This is a genomic window from Paenibacillus suaedae (genome assembly GCF_032337355.1).
GTDB classification, from domain to species: Bacteria; Bacillota; Bacilli; order Paenibacillales; family Paenibacillaceae; genus Paenibacillus_B; species Paenibacillus_B suaedae.
The window spans coordinates 702,160-723,614 of record NZ_JAVYAA010000002.1; the positions used below are offsets into that span (position 1 = coordinate 702,160).

Consider the following 21,455-nt stretch of genomic DNA (forward strand, 5'->3'; position numbering starts at 1 on the left):
CGTCACCCCACCCAAACTATGTAAGACATCACGCTGTTATAACTGCATGCGCATAATATCCTGATACGCTTCAACGACCTTATTGCGCACTTGAGTAGTCAGCTGCATGCCGAGTAGCGCACGCTCTGAGGCGATCATGAGTTGATCGACATCAACTTCACCCAGTATAAACTTGTCATTCATCGTCTGGACTTGCTGCTCTTGTCCTTCAAGTTGCTGGAGTGCATCTGCAAAGAAAGTGCCGAAAGACTTTGTCACTTCTGCTGGTGAATTCTGCTTCAGCCCTGCTGCGGCCGTAGAAGACGTGGCCGGCTGAGCCATATGTATTGGGAGCATTGTATTCTGAATCACTCTTTTCCCTCCTTATCCGAATGGTTCGGCAGATTTTTGTCGAAAAATAGCGAAATTATCCCTTGCCGATCTCGAGCGCCTTCATAACCATCGATTTGGAAGCATTTAGTGCTGTCACATTCGCCTCATATGATCGAGTTGCTGAGATCATATCGACCATTTCCTTCGCTATGTCGACGTTAGGCATCGTTACATAACCATTCTCATCTGCATCCGGATGTGTCGGATTGTATGCGATCTTGAAGGCCGAATTATCCGCTTTAATTTGGGATACCTTAACCCCTCTTGATGTCGGCTCACCCTTCATAGCAGCTTCAAAGGATTGTTGAAAAGTCGGCTCTGTCGGTGACATGACGACAACCTTGCGAGTGTAAGGTACGAACTTCCCGTTCACATACTGTGCACGCGTCGTCTCCGCATTCGCGATATTGGAGGAGATGACATCCATGCGCAATCTTTGAGCGGTTAAACCGGACGAGCTAATTTGAAAACTGTTGCTAATCTTCATAACTATCGATTACCTCCTAACATCCATTGATGTTCGCATCATATTAATATGATGGTTAAGCTGCTGTATAAAGGTGTTGTAGCGCAACTGGTTTTCCGCCTGCATCGTCATTTCACGATCCATGTCGACGTTGTTGCGATTATTGCCCATCACGGTAGCTTGGTCGCGAATCACCTGCATGGACGGCGTTGATTGAGAAGGCCCAATATAAAAGTGCTTTTCATTCGTTCGGCGACCTACCAGAGACCCGCCCTCCATCTGATCTCTCAGGAGAGATTCAAATTGCACTTCCGAACGCTTAAAATATGGCGTATCGACATTCGCAATATTATTTGAAATCGCATTCTGCCTCGCTACAGAAGTTTGAATGGCACCTTCCAGGCGCGACATATGAACGCCATTCAATAGATCCACAATAACCCCTCCTTTTCGTTGTTTAAAATTTTGACTATATTACTATACCATTTACTTTGACGTTTCTCCTTCTTTTTTTCGACAAAATATTTGTTTTTGTGCATAAGTCGAAGGACGCATGTGCATGATTCGCGATTATTCATTCAATTTGTTAATTTTATGACAGAAGAAGATAATTAACGCCATACCTATCATCTTAAACTTTGGGTTATAACACAATAAGAAAAAAGCCCTATCTTTCGTCCGAAAGTCAGGGCTTTTTCTAAATAGTTTGTCGAACATTTTGACTGGTCTATATCTCAATAACAATTGTCACACTTTGTCGGATTATACTACAAAATATATTGGCTCAAGTCCCGGTTCTGAGAAATATCTGCTAGTTTTTCACGTACATATTCCGGTGTAATCTGAAATGTCTCCAATGTCAGCTCTGGCGCCTCGAAAGACAAGTCTTCGAGCAGCTTCTCCATGATCGTATGAAGGCGTCTTGCCCCGATATTCTCCATGTTCTGATTCACCGTTGCAGCAATATTGGCAATTTCCCGGATTGCTTCATCCGAAAATTGTATTTCAATGTTCTCTGTCTTCAATAATTCGACATATTGCTTCGTCAATGCGTTTTTCGGCTCCGTCAAGATGGACACGAAGTCATCCAGCGACAGATTGTTCAATTCGACACGAATCGGGAATCGTCCCTGCAATTCGGGAATAAGATCAGACGGCTTGGCGATATGGAAGGCACCTGCTGAAATAAACAACACATAGTCTGTTTTTACAGGCCCATACTTGGTCATAATGGTTGAGCCTTCTACGATCGGCAGAATGTCTCGCTGTACCCCTTCTCTGGATACATCCGGGCCAGAACCTCCCCGCCCGCTGGAAGCAATCTTGTCGATCTCATCAATGAAGATGATGCCGGATTGCTCTGCACGTCGAATGGACTCCTGAGTAACATCGTCCATATCAATTAACTTACCCGCTTCTTCTTGTGTTAAAACTTTGCGTGCTTCCTTAATCGTCAGCTTGCGCTTCTTCATGCGCTTAGGCAGCAGATTACCGAACATCTCCTGCATGTTCATGCCCATCTGCTCATTACCTTGGCCAGACAGGAAATCAAGCATGCTCGGCGTATTCTCTTCCACGTCGATTTCAATCATATCGTTCTCGAGCTGTCCAGACAACAATTCGAAACGTACTTTGCGGCGCTTCTCTTGGATGCCCGGGTCTGGCTCTTTCTCAGGAGATGACTGTTCCTGGTTGTTGTTCTGGCCGAACAACAACTCAAACGGGTTACGGCCATTCTTATTCGATTGAGGTGTAGGCACTAGCAATTCAACAATACGCTCGTTTGCCATTTCCTCTGCTTTGTCCTTCACCTTCTCTGTACGCTCCAGCTTCACCATTCGAATCGATGTTTCTACTAGATCTCGAACCATGGATTCGACATCTCGACCGACATAACCTACTTCGGTGAATTTCGTCGCCTCCACTTTAACAAATGGCGCATGAACAAGCTTCGCCAGGCGACGGGCAATTTCCGTCTTACCCACACCTGTAGGCCCGATCATTAAGATATTTTTCGGAACGATCTCATCTTGGATGCTCTCATCAAGCAGTCCACGGCGATATCGGTTGCGCAGTGCAATCGCAACGGCACGCTTCGCATTCTTCTGACCAACAATATACTTATCCAATTCAGTAACGATTTGTCGAGGTGTCCACGCTTGCTGATTCATTACTATCCCTCCGCTCCGGCTGCCATACGGCTACTAAATTTGTTCAACCACAATATTGTCATTTGTGTATACACAGATTTCACTTGCAATCTGAAGTGAAGCTTCCGCCATTTCTTTGGCTGTCATATTCGGAGAATGTCGTTTCAAAGCGCGTCCAGCAGCGAGTGCAAATGATCCACCAGATCCGATTGCGATGACATCGTCATCAGGCTCAATAATCTCTCCTCCGCCCGAAATAAGCAGCATATGGGTCGCATCCATTACAATCATCAATGCTTCTAATTTGCGAAGCACACGATCTTGACGCCAGTCCTTCGCAAGTTCGACTGCTGCGCGCTGCAGATTGCCGTGATGCTCCTCCAGCTTGCCTTCGAACTTCTCGAACAATGTAATCGCATCCGCTACCGAACCTGCAAATCCAGCGACTACCTGACCGCGATATAAGCGTCGAACCTTGCGTGCGTGCTGCTTCATCACCATGTTGTTGCCGAAGGTCACCTGACCGTCGCCTGCAATCGCAGCTGCACCATTATGTCTTACCGCACAAATCGTTGTTGCATGAAATGAATATTCCACTCTACCAAGCCTCCTGCCTCATGAACGCGCAAAGGAACCAGACATGCACAAAACGGCCGCTGCTTCCTTACGCTTCACCAATTATTTGATGTGGATGCCATGCTCTTCCTGAAATGCACGCAGCGTATCAAGCGCACGATTTGCGATGGCTTCGTTCTTTTCTTTTTTGTTGCGAATACGAGTCTCCAGCGGCGGGAACAAGCCAAAGTTCGCATTCATAGGTTGAAAATGCTTAAAGTCCGCAGTTGTAATGTAATTCGCCATACTTCCTAATGTCGTTTGCTGCGGCAATACAAGACATGAATTGCCCGCTGCATACCGTGCTGCATTCAGTCCTGCAATCAATCCCGATGCTGCAGATTCCACATAACCTTCTACCCCTGTCATCTGACCAGCAAAGAACAAGGATGGTCGGCCCTTGAATTGATAAGTTGGCTCAAGCAGCTTCGGTGAGTTAACGAACGTATTGCGGTGCATAACGCCATAACGTACAAATTCGGCTTGTTCCAAACCAGGGATCATGCGGAACACCCGCTTCTGTTCTCCCCATTTCAAGTGAGTCTGGAAACCGACCATGTTGTATAGTGTGCCTGCTGCATTATCCTGACGAAGCTGAATAACAGCATACGGCGTCTTGCCTGTATTCGGATCAACCAAACCTACTGGCTTCATTGGCCCGAACAGAGCTGTCTGCTTGCCGCGGCTCATCATTACCTCAATCGGCATGCAGCCCTCGAAGTAAACTTCCTTCTCGAATGTTTTCAGTTCAGCTTTCTCTGCTGTAATAATCGCCTCGTAGAACGCATTGAACTCTTCTTCATTCATTGGGCAATTCAAATATGCAGCTTCACCCTTATCATAACGAGAAGCCAAATATACCTTGTTCATATCAATTGTATCTTTATCAATGATAGGCGCCGCCGCATCGTAGAAGTAGAAGTACTCCTCACCCATCAATTCTTTAATACGTGCGGATAACGATTCGGATGTCAAAGGACCTGTCGCAATGACGGTAATACCATCTTCAGGAATATCCACAACTTCCTCGTTGCGCACCTCAACTAGCGGATGCTCCTTCAGCGTGTTCGTAATCTCATCCGAGAATCCTTCACGGTCAACCGCCAATGCTCCACCTGCTGGTACAGCATGTTTATCAGCTGCGCTCATGATCAATGAGTTCATGTAGCGCATTTCTTCCTTCAGTACACCTACTGCATTGCTCAATCCATTTGCTCGCAGCGAGTTGCTGCACACCAGTTCAGCAAACCGTCCGCTATGGTGAGCTGGAGTCTGTTTGACAGGTCTCATTTCATATAGTGTGACAGGCACGCCTTGCTGTGCAATTTGCCATGCCGCCTCACTCCCCGCCAATCCTGCACCAATGACGGTTACTCTAGGCTGATTCATTTGTTGATATCCCCCTCAGTTGTATGCAAAAGCACTGATCGCGGCTCCTTGAATAAGCAGCCGCGATGCAGAGCTAACCTTTATTATCGTAATTCAGACTGTAAACTTGTGAAGATAGCACGAGAATTACAGCAGCGAAGCCTGACATCCCACAGCATGGTCTCGTTCATTTATGTGTATGCCAGCAGCTCCTTATTCATCATCTGAATCTTCTTGCACCTGCTCATTATGATCACAGCTTGTGCAGATTAGCTTCGTTCCTTGCTTGCTCCGTTTCTCAATCATCAAGCTTCCGCACGAAGGACAAGGCTTAGCAGAAGGGCGATCCCACATCACATTATCGCATTCTGGGTAGCGGTCGCATCCATAGAAGACACGTCCCTTCTTACTGCGGCGCTCAACGAGCTTGCCTTCGTGGCACTTCGGACAAGTAACACCGGTATCTTTTACAATCGGGCGTGTATTGCGGCAATCCGGGAAGCCTGAGCATGCCAGGAATTTACCGAACCGACCCATCTTGTATACAAAATGACGTCCGCATTTCTCACAAATCTCATCGGACACTTCATCCTCGATTTCGATTTCCTTCATTTCCTCTTCCGCTACAAGCAGTCGTTTCTCGAAGGATTCATAGAAATCTGCAAGTACCTTGACCCAATCCTGCTGTCCTTCACCGACATGGTCTAAATCCTCTTCCATGTGAGCGGTAAATTCGACATCCAAAATTTCTGGGAAGAACTCTTCCATGAGTTGAATGATCAGCTCGCCCAATTCTGTTGGGACAAACTTCTTCTCTTCAATCGCTACATATCCGCGCTTCTGAATTGTTTCCAGTGTTGGCGCGTATGTACTCGGCCGTCCGATTCCAAGCTCCTCTAGCGTCTTGACCAGTCGAGCTTCTGTATAACGCGGTGGCGGCTGTGTAAAATGCTGCTTCGGCTCAATCTGTTCGGTCTGCATGCTGTCTCCAACAGTGAGCGGTGGCAGAAACTTGTCATCCTCAACCGTGCCATCGTCGTTGCCCTCCACATACACCTTCATAAAGCCAGGGAAGCGGATTTTGGATCCGTTCGCACGGAACATCGTTTCTCCAACCTTAATATCTACGGTCATCGTATCCATAATGGCAGATGTCATCTGGCTTGCCACGAACCGTTCCCATACCAGCTTGTATAGGCGGAACTGATCCCGGCTCAAGAAGGACTTCATCTCGTCAGGAGTTCGCATTATGGATGTAGGTCTGATCGCTTCATGCGCATCCTGCGCATTCGCATTTTTCTTCACATATTGACGCGGAGTCTCAGGCATATACTCGTCGCCGTAATGACCCTTAATGAACTCTCCCGCTTCTTCCTGTGCTGTCTGGGAAATACGCGTAGAGTCCGTACGCATATACGTAATGAGACCTACCGTTCCCTCTTTGCCAAGGTCGACCCCTTCATATAATTGCTGTGCAACAGACATCGTCTTCGCCGCACGGAAATTCAATTTGCGGGCAGCCTCCTGCTGCAAGGAGCTTGTCGTAAACGGAGGCGAAGGATGACGTAGACGCTCTCTCTCTTTCACTTCGCTGACGACAAATGAATTGCCCTTAATCGCATGAAGAATTTCATTTACTTCAGCTTCGCTCGTAAGCTCTCTCTTCTCCCCATTGATACTGTAGAACTTCGCATCGAATGAAGACTTGCCCATGTTCAAGCGTGCTGTAATCGTCCAATACTCTTCCGGAATGAACGAGCTAATTTCATTTTCCCGGTCGATGATCAGTTTGACGGACACGGACTGCACGCGTCCGGCCGACAATCCTTTCTTCACCTTCTTCCACAAAAGCGGACTTATCTTATAACCGACCAAACGGTCAAGGATACGTCTCGCTTGCTGTGCATGAACGAGGTCCATATTGATTTGACGCGGGGTTTTGAACGCATCCTTCACCGCTTGCTTCGTAATTTCATTAAATACGACTCGGCAAGCTTCTGACTGATCCAATTCGAGAGCGTGTGCTAAATGCCAAGCAATCGCTTCTCCTTCACGATCGGGGTCAGCAGCGAGATACACTTTCTTTACTTTTTTCCGAGCATCCTTCAATTCTTTCAGGACGCTGCCTTTACCGCGAATCGTTATATACTTGGGTGCAAAATTGTCCTCGATCTCAACGCCAATTTGACTCTTCGGCAAATCGCGAACATGCCCCATTGATGCTTTCACTATATACTTGCTTCCTAAATACTTTCCAATTGTCTTGGCCTTCGCAGGTGACTCGACAATTACTAGTGAATCCGCCACAGGCGCATCCTCCTCTCCAGCATACTGCACTATCATTCCGAGCTATATACGGCCCCCGGGCCTTCTCGGATTCGTTTTTTTAATTGTAAGGATAACAAAACTTCATGGAGTTGCGCAAATGTCGAACTGCTGTGCTGCATTAAGTCATCGATTGTACTGTCTTGATCACAAATGAGCTTATAAATGCGCTTCTCTTCATCAGTTAGGGGTTGTTCCCCAATAGCGTCGACCGTTTCATTATTGTACGGCGAAGGGATTGTTGTCAACCAACCTTTGAATTCTTCCACAATATCACTAGCCGAACGAACTAATTTAGCCGAGCCTTCGTACAGCAATTTCAACGTCCCTGCCGACTTCGGAGATGTAATCGGACCAGGAACGGCAAATACTTCGCGATTCGACTCTAACGCCATGTCCGCCGTAATTAAGGCGCCACTGCGCAAATTGGCCTCTACAACAACTGTTCCCAGGGACAACCCCGCAATAATTCGATTCCGAAGTGGGAACATTCCCGGGTGCGTCTTCATGCCGAGCGGATACTCGGTAATGACAATTCCGTTCTCTTCAATTCTTCCTGCCAAGCTTCGATTCTCGGGTGGATACACTCGGTCAAATGACGTCCCCATGACTGCAACCGTTCTGCCATACTTGAGAGCGCCTTCATGACTGAATGCATCTATCCCTCTCGCTAGCCCGCTAACCACATGCAGCCCTATATGTCCTAGCTGCTCCCCTAGTGTAGCTGCGACCTTCTTGCCATATGACGTAGGCGTTCGTGTACCTACGATACTAACGGAAGCTTCCCCGAGGCATTTCCAATCTCCTCTACCATATAACACCCAAGGATATTGAGGGATTTCCTTCAATAATAATGGGTAATGTTCATCAAGCGCCGTTATCCATTCAATGCCGCTGCGCTTCGTGAACTCAAGTCGCTGCTCGAGACGGTCGGAACGAAACTGTGCAGCTAGCTTGGCAGCCACATTCGGCTTCAATCCAGAATCCTGCCACTGTGAGGAAGGTCGATCCAACCAGCATGGCAGCCCCAATAGCCCTATTCTATCCATTAAATCACGAATAGTGTGCCATCCAATTCCTTCTGCTTCATGTAGTGCAAATAAAACCTGACGTTCAGTCCATCTGCTCATCGCATTCTTTCCCTTCATTAGAGAAGCGCGAATCCGCTTCCCTTATTTTGCTTGAGATATTAACAGATTGCAAGTGTCAACCCATTGTTTTTGAAATTCATAGAACTTTAATTTGCTAACAAAATAAAAAAAAGCAACCTTTATACACGTTTCCGTGCAATAAAGGTTGCTTACCTTTTGAATATTAGGAATTCACAACATGCGTCGTGCAGGACTCAAGAATCCCACGCTCTTCAAGTACAGCAACAAGCGTGCTGCCCATTTCCGAAGGAGTAGGCGCAACTCTTACACCACAAGCCTCCAGCGTAGCAATCTTCTCAGCAGCAGTTCCCTTGCCTCCTGAAATAATGGCGCCTGCGTGACCCATACGTTTGCCTGCAGGTGCTGTCGCTCCGCCGATGAAACCTACTACCGGCTTCTTCATATTATCACGAATCCACTCTGCTGCTTCTTCTTCAGCTGTACCACCGATCTCACCGATCATGATAACAGCATGTGTATCTGGATCTTCATTGAACAGATGCAAGATATCAATGAATTCAGAGCCTTTGACCGGGTCACCGCCAATGCCAACTGCAGTAGATTGGCCGATGCCGCGCGTTGTTAATTGATGAACAGCCTCATATGTGAGTGTTCCACTTCGGGATACGACGCCTACATGACCTGGTGCATGAATATATCCCGGCATAATACCGATCTTGCATTGTCCTGGTGTGATGACACCTGGGCAGTTCGGACCGATAAGACGTGTGCGCTTGCCTTCCATGTAGCGCTTAACCTTGACCATATCCAATACAGGAATACCCTCTGTAATACAGATAACCAGATCTAGATCGGCATCTACTGCTTCCATAATCGCATCTGCTGCAAATGCTGGCGGCACATAAATAACACTCGCTGTTGCGTCTGTTGCATTCTTAGCTTCCACTACCGTATTGTAAACAGGAAGTGTAACCACTTCACCGTTATCAAGCGTAATGTCAACCGTAGTTCCGCCTTTGCCAGGGACAGCGCCTGCCACCATCTGTGAGCCATACTCAAGCCCGCCCTTTGTATGGAACATGCCTGTAGCACCCGTCATATTTTGTGTAATAATCTTGGTATGTTTATCAATTAAGATACTCATTGACTCTCATCCTCTCGTCCGTGAATTATTGAACCAAAGCGACAATTTTCTGCGCACCGTCTGCCATCGAATCGGCTGCAACAATGTTCAATCCGGATTCATTCAGAATGCGCTTGCCGATCTCCACGTTCGTACCTTCCAGACGGACGACGAGCGGCCGATCAAGACCAATTTGCTTCGCAGCTTCAACAACACCGTTTGCAATGACATCACAACGCATAATACCGCCGAAGATATTTACAAATATGCCTTTTACATTTTCATCTGACAAAATGATCTTGAATGCTTCTGTTACTTTCTCCGTTGTAGCGCCGCCCCCTACATCTAGGAAGTTAGCCGGCTCTCCACCGTAATATTTAATGATATCCATCGTGGACATCGCAAGACCTGCACCGTTAACCATACAGCCGATGTTGCCGTCGAGGGCGATATAGCTCAAATCGAACTTGGATGCTTCGATTTCCTTCTCGTCTTCTTCATCCAAATCGCGCAGCGCTTGAATGTCCCTATGGCGATACAGTGCATTGGAGTCAAAGTTCAGCTTCGCATCCAAAGCCATAACTTCACCTTCACCTGTTATAACGAGTGGGTTGATTTCTGCAATCGAGCAATCCTTCTCAACGAATGCTTGGTACAGGGCAACCATAAATTTAACAGCCTTGTTGACCAGCTCAGCAGGAATATTGATTGCATATGCAAGCTTGCGCGCTTGGAAGACTTGCAGACCGACCGCAGGATCGATAACTTCCTTCACGATCTTCTCCGGCGTTGCTGCAGCAACCTCTTCAATTTCCGTGCCGCCTTCTTCAGACGCCATCATCACGACGCGACCTGTACCACGATCAACAACTACACCAATGTAATATTCCTTCTTAATGTCGCAGCCCTGTTCAATCAACAGACGCTTTACTTCCTTGCCTTCCGGACCTGTTTGATGCGTCACGAGCACTTTGCCAAGCAATTCCGTCGCATATGTACGCACGTCATCTAAGCTCTTCGCTATCTTCACTCCGCCCGCTTTACCACGGCCGCCTGCATGAATTTGCGCCTTGACGACAACAATGGGAGTGCCCAATTCTTCAGCTGCCTGGACGGCTTCATCCACCGTAAAAGCAACCTTCCCTTCTGGAACAGCAACGCCATATTGCTTCAATACACTTTTGCCTTGATACTCATGAATATTCATCGTGCATCCCCCTATCCGATCGTTAGCCTCATGGGCTTATTCCGATTCGAAGCCGAGGTTGTAGGGCAGAAGCATAATGAGTTAGCTCCTGTTACTACACCTCGCGGCGCGTCCGTGAAATTGGGGAACCGCTTCCGCCGCTTCGCCACCGCTACTCACAATAACGGAAAATATATACAATCCGAACACATTGTATCATGATTTTAAAACGCTTTCCTCTCATTTTCGTCAAGAACGTACATTTTTTTGATATTGATATCATCTCATTTTGAGATTAATAGGGAACAACTCTTCGATATCGCCGCCGAAATTGACGTAAGTACTGCCTACAGCTATAATAATTATTACCTGCACCTAATCTGCTTGCAAGAAGCCTATTCCAATATATTAGGTAGATTAAGGGGATTAGTAGATTGAGGAGATTGCAATTACGAATTTTTTGATAAATGCTATCGTAGACGCTATAGTTATATAACGAGTGTAGATAAGGAAGCACCTTTCCCTCGTATTCCAGTTTTCGGCTGAGAATAACGATTGAGAGGTGTTTTTTGTGTACGGAAATTTATGGGGTGCTTCTGTGTACGGCGTAGAAGGAAGACTCATTCATGTGGAAATTGATATTTCGCCCGGTCTGCCTCAGGTGACGATTGTTGGCCTCCCCGATGCCGCCATTCGCGAATCCATTGAACGAGTGCGAGCCGCTGTTCGCAATTGCGGCTGGAAGTTCCCACTAGAGCGGATCACGATTAATTTGGCACCTGCTGATCTGCGCAAGGAAGGGACATCATTCGACATCGCCATGGCGATAGGGCTGTTATGTACGAGCGGACAGATTCCAAACCAGCCATTTGAGGAGATGCTCCTCATTGGAGAGCTGGCACTCGATGGTTCTACCCGTGCGGTTCCAGGCGTGCTGTCTCTTGTTGACGAAGCGCGCCGAAGAAAGTTCACCCGTGTTATGGTTCCTGCAGACAATGTTGCTGAAGCATTACTGGTAGAAGGAATCCAAGTATTCCCGCTCCGCCATCTAAGTGAGCTGCGGGAAATCCACAGTGTATATGACTTGCCGATTGCTTCACGAGAAGCGAGAGACAGAGATAGTAGTGAAATGAAAGAGGAGGAAACGGTAGCAAGGAATTTGGAGGATTACGCCGACGTAAACGGTCAACTGCATGTCAAACGTGCGTTAATCGTTGCAGCAGCAGGGATGCATAATGTACTGCTGAGCGGCCCTCCGGGCACCGGCAAGACAATGCTTATCAAGAGACTTCCTACAATCTTACCGCCTATGAATGAAGCTGAAGCGCTCGAGGTATCCAAGATCTATAGTGTATCGGGGAAATGGAGCCACTATGGTATAGGTCTAATGATGACACGCCCCTTCCGCTCCCCCCATCATTCCATCTCTGCTGCTGGACTTATTGGTGGAGGTGCGATCCCGAAACCAGGTGAAATCAGCTTGGCTCACCGCGGCGTCCTCTTTTTGGATGAGCTGCCCGAGTTCCCGCGCCAAGTGCTTGAAGTGCTCCGCCAACCACTCGAAGAACGAAGCGTTACCATCGGCAGAGCACGCGCCGTCTTCCGTTTCCCTGCTCACTTCATGCTGGCAGCCTCCATGAATCCATGTCCTTGTGGATATGCCGGTTCCCGTACAGAAGAATGTCGTTGTTCACATGGACGACTTGAGCAATATCGAAGCAAGCTGTCAGGCCCCCTGCTCGATCGGATTGATGTTCAGGTTGAAGTACCTCGTTCCCCTATTTCCGATTGGTCCAGCAACAATCTAAGCTCCGAGGAAATGCGCAAGCAGGTTATGCGAGCACAACGGGTACAAGCTCAGCGCTATGAAGGACTGAATATCCAATTCAACAGCGAGCTCTCAGGCTCTTATCTGAAGACATACTGCTGCTTGTCGGACAGCGCGAAGAATATGCTGCAGCAGGCTTATGATCAGCTAGGCATGAGTGCACGAGCACATGATCGCCTCTTGAAGCTATCCCGAACGATCGCGGATATCGAAGGAAGTGAAGTTATCGAGGTTGCACACGTAGCGGAAGCGATCCAGTACCGTACATTGGACAAGCGGAATCATGCCTGAATGAACGGATTAGAATGCTCCCTGAAATAGTTCAATGTCGGGTGGAGTTCCATGATCAGTCGAGTAGGTAATCGCTACTGCATCGAAGCGTATATGAACCTCATCTAAGCGATGTCGATGCATATACGCCGTTGCCACTGCTCGCACCTTGCGCTGCTTGCGCCAATCGATTGCCTCTGCCGCACCGCCATAACGCAATCCCGCGGTGCGGCTTCTAACCTCGACAAACACCCACACATCGCCATCGTTCGCAACAATGTCAATCTCACCTAACTTACAACGCCAATTCACATCAATAATGCGGTAGCCTCTACGTTCTAAATAAACAATCGCAAGCTGCTCTGCCTCAGTTCCCCGCGCACGACGATTAAGCTTCATCGGCACACTCCTCTTCCAACTACCTGACATATGAGGTGGAGAACCCGCATCAGCTGATGACATCTGTTGATTGTTCCTATGTGATGCCTTCCCATGATGATTACGTTCCACGATTGATCCACCCCTTATCCGCTCGCTGATCCGCTTTATATACAAAGGAGAGCACCTCTGCAACCAATTGATAAAGGGCTGGTGGGATTTGCTGATCGATATCTAGTTTAGACAATACTTCAACTAAGGAAGCGTCCTCTTGAATAGGGACTCCGCTCTCCTTCGCCTTTTCGAGAATGCGATCAGCTATTTGACCATGTCCCTTAGCTACAACAACTGGGGCTTCCCCTTGTTCGGGATTATAAGTAAGTGCAACTGCCTTTTTGCGTGGTGTGGCGCCACCTGCCTTCGCAGACGCATGCGTCTCTTCTCTAACACCGTGACGTGCTTCTTGCTGATTCCAATAACTCGTTCCCGAGTTAGGTGATGGCTGTACAGGCTCGACGGAAGCTGGTCGAGGGATAGACTGTTTGTTATTCATATCTTCATGTCCACCCCCTTGTAAGGCTTCGCGGCATAATCGTCCATGCTGATTTCTGGAGATGGCACTGACGCCGCATCAGAATGCTTCTCAGGGAGCGGTAGTGTTCGGAAAGCGGACAGCTGGTAACCGATTTGCTCCAGCGCTTCTTCCGCTTCATCACGCAACCCATCCATCCATTCACCGAGCCGTTCATCAGCATGATGGATATGCAATGCAACCGCATTATCTACAACTTGAACATCTACGAGCGTACGCCCGAGCACCTTCATATTCAAATCGAACCAGAGTCGGCAATTGCCCGCATCAAGCTCTCCTCGCTTGCTCTGACGGGATTGAATGTGAACGGCCGCAGTTTGCTTGCCTTCCGGCGTTACAAGCGGGACAAACAATGTAATATGGGAGAATGGAGCTTGGCGATCAGACGCGAGCAGCAGCTGTTGGCCGGTGACATGCTGTACAAGCTGTTGGGCTGCCTCACGGAGTGCATGCGGGACTCCATCAGCTTGCAGCAATTGAAGGAGGGCACTCTTCAGCGACTCTCCAACTGCCGCTCCCTGCTGTGTTGCACTGGCTGTCAGGTGGTTCATATCCAGCTGCGCCATCCCTGATACAACTGGTGCCACTGCCGTCCCTGCCTTCGCTGCTGCCCCGTTAGACATTACTTCTGGAGAAGGAGAAGGTGCACTACGCCCCGTTCCTCCATTCATAACAGATGCTTTGTCCGCTGCTGCATCATCCGCAGCCAATGCTGAAGCATGCACAGTTGCCGCTGCAGATTGTGCGGGAGTCTCGAATTGCGGTACTGTGTTTCCGCTGCCGCTTCCCATTAGTCCACTACTTCCTGATGCGCTTGAGTTGCCTGATGCCGCAGCAGTGCTACCACCGCCGCCAACAGCAGGCTGTCCATTTTCACCCACTGTCTGCTGCGGCTGCTGAGACGTCAGCTCCATGACTGCAGCTCGATGAGCCTGCTGTTCATGCGACACGCCGAGCAATTGAAGGACTTTACCAATCCATGCACCACTCTGAACCATCGGTTGAGGAGAAGATGATGTTCCAGAAGCTCCAGCAGTCCCTGAAGCACCGTTTCCGCCAAAATTGCCATTCTGAAGGGAGATAGATCGTACTTGTTCTCCATTTTGGACACCTCTGCCCACAGCTGATGTCGAATCCATACTCGCGCCGCTAATACTCCTATTAAGTGTCTCAGGCATAGGAGAGGCAGAAGACTGACCACTAGGAGCACTTGTGGCGCCACCATTCGCACTTGCAGCCGCCCCCGCTCCTCCGTTAGCCTGCTGACCTGATGTTTGTAGCCCCTCTGCAAGCAGTGCACGTATGAGTGTTTGTGCCTCACGCAGCGGTTGTGTCCACAGTGTACTTGTGTTGCCAGTATTGGCCCCGCTGCTGCCAAGCGAGCCACTGCCCAAGACCAGAGACTCATCCCCTGCGCGCATAAATCCTGCAAGCATATCCGTCAGTGGCTTGCCGAACAGTGCTTGCCGCAGACCGCTTAACGTATCTGCTGTGAGCGGCAATTGCCGTCGAAGCGCCAGACCTGCTGCTTGCATCCATTCCGATGCTGCCACTCCAGGAGGTTTCGAGGCCATCGCTTGGCTTAGCTTGGCTGCAAGCTCCTTCGTTAGCGGCAAACCAGCCCGCTGTAAATCTTGCAGCAAGCGGCGTGCCCATGCTTCATCCGGCAATCCGGATTGCTTAAGCGCTTCTTCCATTGATGGCAATGTGCCGACAGAAGGGCCCTCTGTCTGCTTCAATATAACCAATCCATCCGATTGCTGTCCCTGTACCTGCATCCACGTCGTTTGCCCTGGCTGCATCGGCGCATCCAGCACTGCACGTACAGGAACACCATTTACGGATACGACGGCCTCGCGCCCGTTTTCAGACACTTCCGTTACTGTCGCACGAACGACCTGGCCCGTTTTTAGTTCCAATGAACGCTGCTCGCCGGGTCTCGCCTCCCCAGCCAAACTTCGTACCAATTGTGATATATTCATGTCCATCCCACGTCCTCTGCAAATAGCTATCTTATATATCGGCATAGAGCAGACGAATAATGAGTATTTATCCGCACCTATCGTTCACTAGAACAGAAAACAGAATAATAGATAATTACTTACCGTTTATCAGATGGTGCTAGAACAGCGTCAACTGCTCCTCTTCAGGAAATAAGGAGGACAAGAAGCTCTTGCGATGCATCGGCGTTGGCCCATGAAGGAGCAGCTGTTCCCGATGCAGCTTCGTTCCATACCCTTTATGAACGGCTATGCCATACTCTGGATATCGGTCATTCCACTCACCAATACATAGACGGTCACGCGTTACCTTAGCGACGATCGAAGCAGCTGCGATCGATTGACTATTGGCATCACCTTTAATAATCGCCTCTTGTGCATATGGCAAATCTATCTTCTCCGCATCGACCAACAGCACTTCAGGCTGAGTCACCAACCCTTCAACTGCTTCTTTCATAGCACGACGAGCCGCCTGCTTAATATTAATCTGATCGATAGTAGCGGCATCTACATGTGCAACTGACCATGCTATCGCTTCTGCTATAATAATGTCATACAGCTCATTCCGCTTCTTCTCCGACAGCTTCTTCGAATCATTGATCCCATCAATAATAAGACCTTGCGGCAATATGACAGCTGCTGCAACAACATCACCAAATAGACAGCCGCGGCCGACCTCATCAATACCTGCGATATGCTGAACGCTGCGTTCCCAATATTCTCGTTCCCAAGCTAATAAGTCAACGGGCTCTGCTGTTGCCTCCTGCTTCTTTCTCCCCATGCGAACATGTTCCTCCCCAACCTGTCTTTACTTCACTGCCATATTAGTAACGGCTGTACCTAAAGAAATAGCGCCGTACACCACTCCGGCGTTAACGGCGCTATCCTCATCCTCCAAACATCCTACCTATATCTACCGAACAGCTATTTCACCATAAATGAATAAGGCTCTTCGAACGTAAGACGCCCCAACTTGCCAGAGCGCAGCTCACGCAAAATAATGCCAGATGCCTTCTCTAAGTCGACTCTTCCGCCACCCATCATGCACCCGCGCTTGCGTCCAATGTCCTCCATCAAACGCACAACTTCGTCTGGATTGTCCACATCTATGACTTCGTCTGTAATGCCGAACCGCTCAGACAGTCGATCCCAGTAATGGGATGCAACATATTTCAGCGCGTAAAACGCGATATCTTCCACATTCAATATTTCTTCGCGAATTGCTCCGGTTGTCGCCAATCGGTAACCTACTTCCTGATCCTCGAACTTAGGCCATAAAATCCCTGGTGTATCGAGTAGTTCCATTTCGGAGCCTACACGAATCCATTGCTGACCCTTAGTAACGCCAGGACGATCGCCAGTTGCAGCTACCGATCTACCAGCCAGCTTGTTGATGAGTGTAGACTTCCCTACGTTTGGAATTCCAACAATCAATGCACGTACTGGACGCGGCTTCATTCCCTTTGCAATTTGTTTCTGGAACTTCTCTTCGAGCAACTTGCGCGCTGCCTCAGGAATCTGCGATACATTGCTTCCTGTTGACGCATCGACAGCAATTACAGCGTGACCTTCATTGCGGAAATATTTCATCCACTTCGCCGTTACGTCTGGATCTGCAAGATCGCTTTTGTTCAGAATAATAAGGCGCGGCTTATTGCTGAGTATATCGTTAATCATTGGATTGCGGCTCGACACAGGCAGGCGCGCGTCCAACAGTTCGATCGCTACATCTATCAGTTTTAACTTCTCCTGGATCTGACGTCGCGCTCGCGTCATATGACCCGGAAACCATTGGATTGACATCGCTATCCACCTCCTTGGCAGCCGTAACTCAACTAATGATGTTGAATCAACTTAACATGCGAGATTGGCCAGAAGATGACGTCTGCGCGTCCAATGACATCTTTCAACGGAATAAATCCGAGCATGCGGCTATCGGTACTGTTGCTCCGATGGTCACCCATGACGAAGATATGTCCTTCTGGAACTTTGTTCGGCTGAGTCGAATCACTTGGGAAATTACGGTCATTATATAACATATCATTTTTATGAGCTTGATCTATTGCTTCTTGTATGTACGTCTCTTCTACCTTCTTGCCGTTAACGTACAAATCATCACCGCGATATTCGATCGTATCACCGGCAACACCAATTACACGCTTAATTAAATCGCGGTTCTCTTGTGGAACGTGAAATACAACAACTTCTCCTGTCTTAGGCTGTCTGAACTCATACAAGATCTTATTCACGATGAGCCTCTCACCCGTCCAGAAGTTAGGTTCCATCGAAGGACCATCAACTATAAACGGAGCGAACAGCAACCATCTTACGACAACGACAAGGACAACAGCTATCGCAATCGCTTTAATCCATTCCAACAATTCGTTTTTCTTCGGGCTGGCCGGCTTTTCAGCCGTTTCTTCCGGCGTATTCGGTTCCATCAATTGGTCGTTTTGATCCATTCGCTGTGCCCCGCTTTCTCCTAGGATGCGTATTTGAAGTTCACGTCATGCGCATTGCGCACTCCAATCCATACAAATAGCAAAAGGGAGCTTGCAGTCAAGCAAGCCCCCCGGTTGTTCCTTAACGGATTTCTTTGATTCTCGCTGCTTTACCGCGAAGATTGCGAAGATAGTACAGCTTCGCACGACGCACTTTACCACGGCGAGCCACTTCGATTTTATCGATTTTCGGAGTATGAAGCGGGAACGTACGCTCAACACCTACACCGTAGGAAATTTTACGAACAGTAAACGTTTCACTGATTCCGCCACCACGACGCTTAATAACAACACCTTCGAACAACTGGATACGCTCGCGAGATCCCTCGATAACTTTAACATAAACCTTCAAAGTATCGCCGGGACGAAAGCTTGGAATATCCTTGCGAAGCTGTTCTTGCGTAATCGCTTGTACGATATTCATCTAGGACTCCCTCCTTCCACACAGGTGTTCTTGCATCTCAGCATGCCTAGTGCATTCGCCTCATCGTATGCAGAGGACCACCGTATTCCAAACAACGAAATTAATTGTAGCATATGAGCGAATAGAACACAAGCGCCTTTTCAAGGCATGGCTTCTTTCCAATAATCATAGGCATGCACCGCATAACCGGTATAAGAATGGTGATCTGCAAGCATCTCTGGAAGCTTGTCCAACTGCTTCAGCATCTCTTCAGCACCCTTCTCATAAAAAGAAACATGCGCGCCTTCAAAACTCTCCTTCATTTCCACTGCAACTACGAGACGTTTGCCTAACCGATCCGCCATCTGCATCTCCTGCTTCACCACAGCAACAATTCCATTGCTGCCCCCAGCCATATTACGGAACGCCATCAATGCCACATGATCCATACGCCCTATCATCCATTCACTAACCGACATTTCCGACTTCCCCGGAATAAAGGTTCGATCCAGCCACACTGCGAGATCGACACTCGTCTCAAGCTGAGAATCAGACTTGGTCGATTCGACAAAAAACGCCATATTGTCCACCCACTGTGCAATGACCTCGTCCTTATCACTGCGCCATTGCGGAAGTACATAAGGCTCTACATCCAAATGAATGCCATAGAAGCGCTCTTCAGGCGCAGCAGCGCGATTGTAGCGTTTGACATAATCAACGAGCTTCGATATCCGCTGTCTGCTCTCTGTCAACGCCCAGCCTGGATGTCCACCCATAGCATGCATCTCGATTCCAGCATCATGCGCTTTCTTCACAAATTCACGATACGCTTCAAACGGTTGCTGAAGATCCAAGCGAACATACAAAAAGTTGATTCCCTTTTCCCTCGCAAATTCAATGATGTCATCAGACTGATTTATCGCTAACTCCGCTTGCCATACATAGGTTCCAATAATGGTTCCAGTACGATCAATTGGAGGCGGCATCGGAACCGTAATCTCCCCTGGATCAGGATTCGGATCTGGCTTTGGATCTGGTTTTGGTTCTGGAACTGGGTCAGGCTCTGGCCCTGGGGGATCCCCTGGTTGACCATCTCTCTCCAGCATATGATTCCAATAACGATAATCATGGATGGCAACTCCTGTGAAGGAGGAATGATGCCGCAGCCGCTCCTGAACCTGATTCAACACCGACTCCATTTCCTGCACACCCGCATCATAGAAGGTAGTGTGAGCTTCCTTCATTGGCTTCGTGTTGACCCCAATCCATATCGGTGTCCCGACACGGTCTGCGATCTCTATTTCATTCTGGACAAGCTCCAAAATTCCGTTCCCGCCTTCTATCTGCTGACGGTACGCCATTAACGTTACATGATCGAAACGGCGAATGATCCATTCCGACAACGATGTCTCTTGTGCATCTGGAACCGTGATCGAGTCAAACCATACCGGCATGTCGACGCTGAGCTCTAAATCGCTGCGGCTCTTGACAGCATTCAGCCAATCGCTCATATTCGCCGTCCAAGAGCGAATGATCGATGGCTGATCATCTCCCCAATCTGGAAGCACGTAGGGCTCAACATCCAAATGCAGCCCCTTGAAACGCTCATCCGCAGCAGAATGCTGATTATAAGCGCTAACCCACTCTGTCAACTTCATCATCTTGTCCCGATATTCACGCAAAGCCCATAAGGGATGCCCTGCCAAGCCATGCACTTCAACTCCTGCTTGACTTGCCTGCTTCAGAAAGCGCCGATATGATGCTTCTGGAATCGTCATATCCATATGCAGATACATTACATTAATGCGATTCTTTTTGGCAAAATCAATCAGTTGCTCCGATTCTGTCTCTATTCTCTCCGCCTGCCATATCCACGTCGCCTTTCGCGTATCATCCGGCTTTGAAAAACCGACCAAAAGCATGGTCGTAATCAGAAGCAGCAGCGTTCCGATACGCGAAGCATATCTCTCCACGATATCCCTCCATTCACAATTTATATTGCTTTTTCAACCATTTTCGACATGCTTAAAATGGTGACTCCATTATAAATGTGTAAGATTGGAAAATATACGTGAGGATAGACCTGTTTTTCAAGACGTCGTATTAACGAGGCCTGACCCAATGATTGCAGCACATGTACATTAGACTATCCTTGACCCAGAGTAAAAGTATGCAAACGCTCATACATAGGACTTTGATTCATATGTGTCTGGAACAGCACGATCTCTTCACCCGTCCATTGATTCGGAGGAAGTGGTTCGCTGTTCATGGTGAAGGGCTGACCTTCCCCTCCGCGATACTTGCGGGCCAGCGTAATATGCGGGCGATAAGGGCGTTCCTCCGGTTCGAATCCTAAAGGCGAAGTAGCGGCTGTAACGCTATGGTGCAATTGTCGCAGTTTGTCGATTGCCCCTCCTAGACCAGCCCATAGAACACGGGGCGCTTCTTTTGTCCCAAAGCTTCCCACGCCATCGAATTGCAGATCAATTGGAGCGCCCCCTCTGGACACCTCCTTCAATACATGTGCAATCCGCTCAATAACATGCTCATCTACCGCCCCAAGGAATTGGAGCGTAATATGAAGATCCTGCGGGTGTACCCATTTCGCAAATTGCCAGTGCTGCTTCCCTGCTGTGCACCAATCTTCCAATACTTGAACAGCAGACTTCGGCAGTGGCATCGCAATAAACAACCGCAATCCATTCTTACGAATCTCATTTTTACTCATAACTTTGCCTCACTTCATTGGAATTCATGATGTCCCAT

The 21,455-nt window shown here is 48.4% G+C and carries 19 protein-coding genes and 1 pseudogene; 1 reads left to right on the forward strand and 19 read right to left on the reverse strand.

Going from position 1 to position 21,455, the window contains the following annotated elements; all coding sequences use genetic code 11:
* Window positions 1–36 precede the first annotated feature (36 nt).
* From fliE to sucC, 10 genes are all read right to left on the reverse strand, one after another.
* Complete coding sequence (fliE, locus tag RQP50_RS10925; protein ID WP_021256557.1) at window positions 37–351, reverse strand: flagellar hook-basal body complex protein FliE; 315 nt, start codon at window positions 349–351, stop codon at window positions 37–39.
* Between the two features lie 55 nt (window positions 352–406).
* Window positions 407–859, reverse strand: a complete 453-nt coding sequence (gene flgC, locus RQP50_RS10930; RefSeq protein ID WP_021256558.1) for a flagellar basal body rod protein FlgC — start codon at window positions 857–859, stop codon at window positions 407–409.
* 9 nt (window positions 860–868) lie between these two features.
* The gene (gene flgB / locus RQP50_RS10935) at window positions 869–1,273 is read right to left on the reverse strand and encodes a flagellar basal body rod protein FlgB (protein ID WP_021256559.1); all 405 of its coding nucleotides are present in this window, start codon (window positions 1,271–1,273) and stop codon (window positions 869–871) included.
* 332 nt (window positions 1,274–1,605) lie between these two features.
* On the reverse strand, window positions 1,606–3,009 hold the full coding sequence (gene hslU / locus RQP50_RS10940; RefSeq protein WP_315745480.1) for an ATP-dependent protease ATPase subunit HslU: 1,404 nt from the start codon (window positions 3,007–3,009) through the stop codon (window positions 1,606–1,608).
* 33 nt (window positions 3,010–3,042) lie between these two features.
* Entirely contained in the window at window positions 3,043–3,585 is a 543-nt protein-coding gene (gene hslV, locus RQP50_RS10945) for an ATP-dependent protease subunit HslV (RefSeq protein ID WP_021256561.1), read from the reverse strand.
* A gap of 81 nt (window positions 3,586–3,666) precedes the next feature.
* Window positions 3,667–4,992, reverse strand: coding sequence for an FADH(2)-oxidizing methylenetetrahydrofolate--tRNA-(uracil(54)-C(5))-methyltransferase TrmFO (gene trmFO / locus RQP50_RS10950; protein ID WP_315745482.1), 1,326 nt, complete (start codon window positions 4,990–4,992; stop codon window positions 3,667–3,669).
* A gap of 192 nt (window positions 4,993–5,184) precedes the next feature.
* A complete protein-coding gene (gene topA, locus RQP50_RS10955; RefSeq protein WP_315745484.1) occupies window positions 5,185–7,278 on the reverse strand; it encodes a type I DNA topoisomerase in 2,094 nt (697 codons plus the stop codon).
* A 32-nt stretch (window positions 7,279–7,310) separates the two neighbouring features.
* Entirely contained in the window at window positions 7,311–8,426 is a 1,116-nt protein-coding gene (gene dprA, locus RQP50_RS10960) for a DNA-processing protein DprA (RefSeq protein ID WP_315745486.1), read from the reverse strand.
* Window positions 8,427–8,610: 184 nt separating this feature from the next.
* On the reverse strand, window positions 8,611–9,552 hold the full coding sequence (sucD, locus tag RQP50_RS10965) for a succinate--CoA ligase subunit alpha (RefSeq protein WP_044358057.1): 942 nt from the start codon (window positions 9,550–9,552) through the stop codon (window positions 8,611–8,613).
* Window positions 9,553–9,577: 25 nt separating this feature from the next.
* Window positions 9,578–10,738 (reverse strand): ADP-forming succinate--CoA ligase subunit beta, encoded by a 1,161-nt coding sequence (gene sucC, locus RQP50_RS10970; protein ID WP_315745490.1) that lies wholly within the window; start codon window positions 10,736–10,738, stop codon window positions 9,578–9,580.
* 550 nt (window positions 10,739–11,288) lie between these two features.
* Here sucC and RQP50_RS10975 point away from each other — a divergent pair.
* Window positions 11,289–12,836, forward strand: a complete 1,548-nt coding sequence (locus tag RQP50_RS10975) for a YifB family Mg chelatase-like AAA ATPase (protein ID WP_315745492.1) — start codon at window positions 11,289–11,291, stop codon at window positions 12,834–12,836.
* Window positions 12,837–12,845: 9 nt separating this feature from the next.
* Here RQP50_RS10975 and RQP50_RS10980 read toward each other — a convergent pair whose 3' ends face one another.
* The 9 genes and pseudogenes from RQP50_RS10980 to thpR all read right to left on the reverse strand — a co-directional run bounded on the left by RQP50_RS10980 (window position 12,846) and on the right by thpR (window position 21,417).
* Window positions 12,846–13,214, reverse strand: coding sequence for a YraN family protein (locus RQP50_RS10980; RefSeq protein WP_072728779.1), 369 nt, complete (start codon window positions 13,212–13,214; stop codon window positions 12,846–12,848).
* Between the two features lie 100 nt (window positions 13,215–13,314).
* Window positions 13,315–13,599, reverse strand: a pseudogene (locus tag RQP50_RS10985) (EscU/YscU/HrcU family type III secretion system export apparatus switch protein); the annotation flags it as partial.
* A gap of 143 nt (window positions 13,600–13,742) precedes the next feature.
* The gene (locus RQP50_RS10990) at window positions 13,743–15,767 is read right to left on the reverse strand and encodes a DNA ligase (protein ID WP_315745495.1); all 2,025 of its coding nucleotides are present in this window, start codon (window positions 15,765–15,767) and stop codon (window positions 13,743–13,745) included.
* Between the two features lie 139 nt (window positions 15,768–15,906).
* Complete coding sequence (locus tag RQP50_RS10995) at window positions 15,907–16,566, reverse strand: ribonuclease HII (protein WP_021256571.1); 660 nt, start codon at window positions 16,564–16,566, stop codon at window positions 15,907–15,909.
* A 143-nt stretch (window positions 16,567–16,709) separates the two neighbouring features.
* Window positions 16,710–17,588, reverse strand: a complete 879-nt coding sequence (gene ylqF / locus RQP50_RS11000) for a ribosome biogenesis GTPase YlqF (protein ID WP_315745497.1) — start codon at window positions 17,586–17,588, stop codon at window positions 16,710–16,712.
* Between the two features lie 32 nt (window positions 17,589–17,620).
* Window positions 17,621–18,247, reverse strand: coding sequence for a signal peptidase I (lepB, locus tag RQP50_RS11005; RefSeq protein ID WP_021256573.1), 627 nt, complete (start codon window positions 18,245–18,247; stop codon window positions 17,621–17,623).
* A gap of 121 nt (window positions 18,248–18,368) precedes the next feature.
* Window positions 18,369–18,710, reverse strand: a complete 342-nt coding sequence (gene rplS, locus RQP50_RS11010; protein WP_005551919.1) for a 50S ribosomal protein L19 — start codon at window positions 18,708–18,710, stop codon at window positions 18,369–18,371.
* A 140-nt stretch (window positions 18,711–18,850) separates the two neighbouring features.
* On the reverse strand, window positions 18,851–20,662 hold the full coding sequence (locus RQP50_RS11015) for a hypothetical protein (protein WP_315745503.1): 1,812 nt from the start codon (window positions 20,660–20,662) through the stop codon (window positions 18,851–18,853).
* 173 nt (window positions 20,663–20,835) lie between these two features.
* Window positions 20,836–21,417 carry an RNA 2',3'-cyclic phosphodiesterase gene (thpR, locus tag RQP50_RS11020; RefSeq protein WP_315745505.1) on the reverse strand — a complete coding sequence of 194 codons (582 nt, stop codon included), beginning with the start codon at window positions 21,415–21,417 and terminating at the stop codon, window positions 20,836–20,838.
* Between the last annotated feature and the right edge of the window lie 38 nt (window positions 21,418–21,455).

Excerpts from the sequence above, each read along its gene's own strand:
- flgC (WP_021256558.1), bottom strand. The coding sequence starts at position 859 with ATGAAGATTAGCAACAGTTTTCAAATTAGCTCGTCCGGTTTAACCGCT.
- hslU (WP_315745480.1), bottom strand. The coding sequence starts at position 3,009 with ATGAATCAGCAAGCGTGGACACCTCGACAAATCGTTACTGAATTGGAT.
- trmFO (WP_315745482.1), bottom strand. The coding sequence starts at position 4,992 with ATGAATCAGCCTAGAGTAACCGTCATTGGTGCAGGATTGGCGGGGAGT.
- dprA (WP_315745486.1), bottom strand. The coding sequence starts at position 8,426 with ATGAGCAGATGGACTGAACGTCAGGTTTTATTTGCACTACATGAAGCA.
- sucD (WP_044358057.1), bottom strand. The coding sequence starts at position 9,552 with ATGAGTATCTTAATTGATAAACATACCAAGATTATTACACAAAATATG.
- sucC (WP_315745490.1), bottom strand. The coding sequence starts at position 10,738 with ATGAATATTCATGAGTATCAAGGCAAAAGTGTATTGAAGCAATATGGC.
- RQP50_RS10980 (WP_072728779.1), bottom strand. The coding sequence starts at position 13,214 with ATGAAGCTTAATCGTCGTGCGCGGGGAACTGAGGCAGAGCAGCTTGCG.
- RQP50_RS10990 (WP_315745495.1), bottom strand. The coding sequence starts at position 15,767 with ATGAATATATCACAATTGGTACGAAGTTTGGCTGGGGAGGCGAGACCC.
- RQP50_RS10995 (WP_021256571.1), bottom strand. The coding sequence starts at position 16,566 with ATGGGGAGAAAGAAGCAGGAGGCAACAGCAGAGCCCGTTGACTTATTA.
- ylqF (WP_315745497.1), bottom strand. The coding sequence starts at position 17,588 with ATGTCAATCCAATGGTTTCCGGGTCATATGACGCGAGCGCGACGTCAG.
- lepB (WP_021256573.1), bottom strand. The coding sequence starts at position 18,247 with ATGGATCAAAACGACCAATTGATGGAACCGAATACGCCGGAAGAAACG.
- rplS (WP_005551919.1), bottom strand. The coding sequence starts at position 18,710 with ATGAATATCGTACAAGCGATTACGCAAGAACAGCTTCGCAAGGATATT.
- thpR (WP_315745505.1), bottom strand. The coding sequence starts at position 21,417 with ATGAGTAAAAATGAGATTCGTAAGAATGGATTGCGGTTGTTTATTGCG.